This window comes from Wenzhouxiangella sp. YN1, assembly GCF_056324145.1.
In genome coordinates this window covers 1-310 of the sequence record NZ_JBJNIO010000106.1, presented here as the reverse complement: position 1 = coordinate 310, position 310 = coordinate 1, and the positions used below count along the sequence as shown (strand labels likewise).

1 protein-coding gene is annotated in these 310 nt (G+C 53.5%); it reads left to right on the top strand.

The genetic code is table 11. From position 1 onward, the window contains the following. The coding region (locus tag ACEWQZ_RS02350) for a hypothetical protein (protein ID WP_476481466.1) at nt 1-275 on the top strand (275 nt) is incomplete at its 5' end. Nucleotides 276-310 lie beyond the last annotated feature (35 nt).

Below are 310 nucleotides of genomic sequence, written 5' to 3'. Positions count from 1 at the left end.
GAGGTTCGGACATGATCAGCGGTTTCCTGCATTTCCCGGCAAAGGATATTACGCGAAAAGAATCGCGATCTGGAGAGCGCTCCCACACCGTACGATGGCGCATGAATCTGTTCGTGCGATCTCCAGATCGCGATAAGCACGGTGCGGTGGCGAATGATTCTGTAGGAGAGATCTCCAGATCGCGAATCTATTCGCGTAATATCCTATGCCGGGAAAAGCAGGAAACCTCTGATCATGTCAGAACCTCTCCAACTGCGCGCCGCTCGTCCGGGTGATTAGCCATTGCTGCTCGATCTTAAACGCGAGCTGG